General features: G+C 39.2%; 5 protein-coding genes. 3 read left to right on the top strand and 2 right to left on the bottom strand.

Translation table 11 applies throughout. The features are described from left to right. Positions 1-204, bottom strand: a 204-nt coding sequence (locus ACR2F7_RS06805) for an acyl-ACP desaturase (RefSeq protein WP_432712829.1), incomplete at its 3' end; no start/stop codon positions are given. A gap of 161 nt (positions 205-365) precedes the next feature. After that, on the bottom strand, positions 366-1,175 hold the full coding sequence (locus ACR2F7_RS06800; protein ID WP_432712828.1) for an alpha/beta hydrolase: 810 nt from the start codon (positions 1,173-1,175) through the stop codon (positions 366-368). 379 nt (positions 1,176-1,554) lie between these two features. Here ACR2F7_RS06800 and ACR2F7_RS06795 point away from each other — a divergent pair, with 379 nt between their 5' ends. The 3 genes from ACR2F7_RS06795 to ACR2F7_RS06785 form a co-directional block, all read left to right on the top strand. Then, on the top strand, positions 1,555-2,124 hold the full coding sequence (locus ACR2F7_RS06795; RefSeq protein WP_432712827.1) for an RNA polymerase sigma factor: 570 nt from the start codon (positions 1,555-1,557) through the stop codon (positions 2,122-2,124). An 84-nt stretch (positions 2,125-2,208) separates the two neighbouring features. After that, positions 2,209-3,354 carry a FecR family protein gene (locus tag ACR2F7_RS06790; RefSeq protein ID WP_432712826.1) on the top strand — a complete coding sequence of 382 codons (1,146 nt, stop codon included), beginning with the start codon at positions 2,209-2,211 and terminating at the stop codon, positions 3,352-3,354. Positions 3,355-3,648: 294 nt separating this feature from the next. Beyond that, a partial coding sequence (locus ACR2F7_RS06785) for a secretin and TonB N-terminal domain-containing protein (RefSeq protein ID WP_432712825.1) occupies positions 3,649-4,221 on the top strand: 573 nt, incomplete at its 3' end.

Genomic DNA, 4,221 nt, shown 5'->3' with positions numbered 1-4,221 from the left:
AGCAACAAGGTCGTAAGATAAATCTTTGGCCTTTTCTTGTAATAACCTCACATCTTGAAAAAATGTTTCACTCGTAGCGTCTGGTAAAAAATCAGACGGTTGCCAATTAGTATCAATCGGTTTTAAGTAAGAATGCATTGCCTCTAGCATGTAGCCTTCTACGTGAAGCATTACTTCCCTTCTCTTTTCTGCGAAATAACTCATTGTTTGTGTGTTTAATTAACTGCAAAGATAGCCAAATAAATTTCAAAAAATATGACTGAAATCATTTATTCAGCTATAAAAAAATAAAGTATCTTTTAGGGTGCCTTTTAAAACATTGTGTTTAAGATTTAATGCAGCAGGTAATCAACCCATGTGCGCTTTTACAAGTTAAGGATCCATTTTAAGCAATTGTTAAACCAATCTTCAAAGTCAGGATACTTCAAAAAACCGTGCTCACCTTTGTTATAGATATGTAAATCAACCGGAATACCATGTCTGCGCAGCGAGTCATAAAAAGTCATGGTATGGCCAATTGGCACTACTGTATCGTCTGCGGCGTGTGTTAAAAAGGTTGGTGGTGTAGCTTTGCTTACATGCAATTCATTTGAAAACTCATCAACCCTGGCTTTGAAGCCCTTGCTGTTTTCCGGACCAATCAAATGATTACGGGAGCCTAAGTGTGTAATGCTGTCTTTAAAGCTGATTACAGGATAAACCAGGACCATAAAATCTGGTCTCAGGTTGATCTTTTCTTTATTAATCAATACAGGATGATCAAAATGCGTGCCAACTGTTGCGGCAAGATGCCCTCCAGCAGAGAATCCCATGATGCCAATCTGGTTCGGATTGATATTCCATTGAGCAGCTCTCTTTCTTAGCACTTTTAATGCTTCCTGTGCATCCTGTAGCGGTTCATACCACTTACTTAAGCCTGTGCTCTCTGCAGGAATTCTGTATTTGAGTACAATTGCGGTTATGCCTGCCTTACTGAAGGCCATAGCTATATCCGTACCCTCCCGCTTTGTGACAAGCCCCTGGTATCCACCACCCGGACAAATGATAACAGCTTTACCCGTATTTTTACCACTTACAGCCAAGTATACAGTGAGGGAGGTCTTAACGCTCACCGTAGCTGACTGGTCAGTATACAAAGGAATCTCTACCTGTGCATAGCCTGGTTGAGCAAGCATAAAAATAAAAGTTACTATTACAAAATTAAATAGGTATGTATTCCGCCCCATTTTGATGTTTATGCGCATATTAAAACTGGTATTTTTCTGAGCCTACCTGATCAATGCTGTAACCACATTTGCACTGTCTACGACAGCGAACGCATTTACTCGTTAGATGACTAGAGTTAGGACATTATAATGCAAGGTAAAATAATTTAATTTATAACAACATTTTAACATCTAATGTATAAAGCCAAAACCGCCAAACTTGTTTGTTTTATCTGTATTAGATTATACAAAATAATATTAAATTATTAAACTCATTTTTTTTAATTAACTTTAAATTATTTATAGGTAGAATGATTATTCTGAATAATCTGGAATTCTGAATAGTCACATGAGTTCATATAGTAAATTTTCTGATTTCGAGCTAATAGAGAAACTGAAGTCCGGCGATAGCGCCGCACTAACGGAAATCCATTGCCGTTATTATGTGGTGCTCTATACCCAAGCTTATAAACGCTTTCCTTACCGGGAAGAAATCAGGGATATCCTGCAGGAACTCTTTACTTATATGTGGGACAATCACCAGCACCTGAATTTCGGCAACGGCATTGGCCCCTATCTTTATACCGCTGTCAGAAACCGACTCCTTAAACTTCACCGCCATCGAAAAGTAAGGGGTCAATATGCAGCATCCTTACAGGGCTTTATGGATCAGGGTGAAGACAGTACTTATGAGCAGGTGCAGGAAAAAGAACTGATGGCCCTCATTGCACGCGAAATTGAGGCTTTGCCACCACAAATGCGCCTTATTTTTGAGCTGAGCAGAAATGAAGAACTGAGCCATAAAGAAATTGCTGAAAAACTCAATTTGAGTCCTCATACTGTGCGTACACAGGTACGCAGTTCCTTGCGTGTGTTGCGTGCAAAATTAGGCGACAACCTTTTCTTCCTCTTTTTTTAAATTAATTGATATTTTTTTCAGTATCGTATACCCTATGTCAAAACTTTAAGGGTTATGTAGGTATAGGAATAAATATCCTCCGTAATGAATACCAACAAGGCTGAACAATTATTAAATAAATACAATGCAGGACTAGCCAGTGCTGAAGAGATTGCTTTGGTTGAAAGGTGGTACCTGGAGACTGAATTTCCGCCAGTGACTCCATCAGCAGAAGAGTTATTGGAAGATCAATTTCAAAGTCGTCAGCTATTAAAAAACCATATTCAGCACAAAAAGAGCAGGAAACTTTGGATCAGGATGACTGCTGCTGCCGCTATTTTATTGATTATAGGTTCGAGCATATATAATCATTACAGCTTTGAATTTAAATATAGTGATACTTCAGAACCAACGACAAAAAATATCCAGCAAGATGTTGACCCTGGAAGCAATAAGGCCTTTTTAATTTTAGCAGATGGCAAAAAGCTATTTTTAACAGACCAAACCGATAACGGAAAATTAGCTGAGCAGGCAGGCATTAAAATTAGCAAAACTAACGATGGACAATTAGTCTATGAAGCAACAGACCTATCAACTTCTGCTACTGCAAACGCTTACAACACCATTATCACACCAAAAGGAGGCCAATACCAGGTACTTTTACCCGATGGTACTAAAGTATGGTTGAACTCAGCCTCTTCCTTAAAGTATCCGGTTAATTTCTCTTCGTTGAGGTCACGCAGGGTAGAGCTGCAAGGCGAAGCCTATTTTGAAGTAGCAAAGGACAATACAAAGCCATTTTTTGTCAATACCGACCGTCAGGAAGTGGAAGTGTTAGGTACACACTTTAACATCAATAGTTATGCTGATGAAGCCACCACTGCGACAACCTTACTGGAAGGTAGCGTAAAATTAACCAGCGGTGGGCAAAGCCTGCTGCTGAAACCAGAACAACAGGCACAACTGCTGCCGACAGGAAAAATAAGTGTATCGAGTATTGATACAGAGCAAACGGTGAGCTGGAAAGATGGTGTTTTCACCTTTACCAGAGCGGATTTAAAGACAGCCATGCGTCAGATTGCCCGTTGGTATGATGTTGAGGTAGAGTACGTTGGCGATGTACCTGACCTGTCCGTTACCGGTAAGATTTATAGAAATATAACCCTGCAACAGACTTTACAAAGTATCGGCTACCTCGATGTTCACTTCACCATCAAAGGCAGAAAAGTAACAATTGAATCAACACTATAAAAGAAACATACACACACAACAAATAAACCTAAAACACAACCACTATGCAGAAATCTCTACGACAGAAAAGTTAAAATCAAGCATGGCTAACTTTTAAAAAACCGCGGACGCGTTGCAAGCACGTCCGCGGAAAATTATTGAGTTAAGCCCTTTCCGGTCTGAGCAGACCGGAATAAATAAATGCGATTATTCCGAGTTTTTAACCCAACATTCACAAATGTAATGAAATTTAGTACGATTACTAAGGGTCTCCGCGTGCGCGGTAAGTTCCCCCTCAAACAACTTTTTCTGGTTATGAAATTAACAACCCTAATTTTGTTCATAGCCCTTTTGCAGGTCAATGCTAAAGGATACAGTCAGATTACGCTAAAGGTATCTAACGCTCCTCTTACCAAGATCTTAAAGGCTATAGAAAAACAAACCGACTACGTATTTCTGTACAATGAAAACCAACTTCAATCAGAATTTGTTTCGTTAAATGTTAAAAATGTATCTGTTAATGATGTATTGACCAAATGTCTAAATGGTACAGGCATTGGTTTTCAGATCATTGATAAAAACATCACATTGAAAAAGCAAAAGACGCGTGAACCGTCTTTTCAACAAAAAAAGAACATTACCATAAGCGGTAAAGTTACCGATACCCTTGGAAGGCCAGTTCCAGGCATAAGTGTAGTCTATAATGCCAGGCAATCAGCCCCTAGTTCGGCCACTTCAAAAATAGCAGTTACCAATGCCAATGGCGAATATGTACTGACAGATATTCCTGAGGATGGACGTCTATCTTTTTCTGGAATAGGTTATGTGCAGCAATTGGTAAATGTTAATAGTCGTTCGGTTATCAATGTAGTATTGAAACAGGAAGTC

It is taken from the genome of Pedobacter sp., assembly GCF_045628745.1.
Classification (GTDB): Bacteria; Bacteroidota; Bacteroidia; order Sphingobacteriales; family Sphingobacteriaceae; genus Pedobacter.
Note: the sequence above shows the minus strand (reverse complement) of the source record. Positions and strands in the feature narration are given on the sequence as shown.

Bases quoted from the DNA above. Each gene is read 5' to 3' on its own strand.
- ACR2F7_RS06790 (WP_432712826.1), top strand. From the start codon at position 2,209: ATGAATACCAACAAGGCTGAACAATTATTAAATAAATACAATGCAGGA.
- ACR2F7_RS06795 (WP_432712827.1), top strand. From the start codon at position 1,555: ATGAGTTCATATAGTAAATTTTCTGATTTCGAGCTAATAGAGAAACTG.
- ACR2F7_RS06800 (WP_432712828.1), bottom strand. From the start codon at position 1,175: ATGCTTGCTCAACCAGGCTATGCACAGGTAGAGATTCCTTTGTATACT.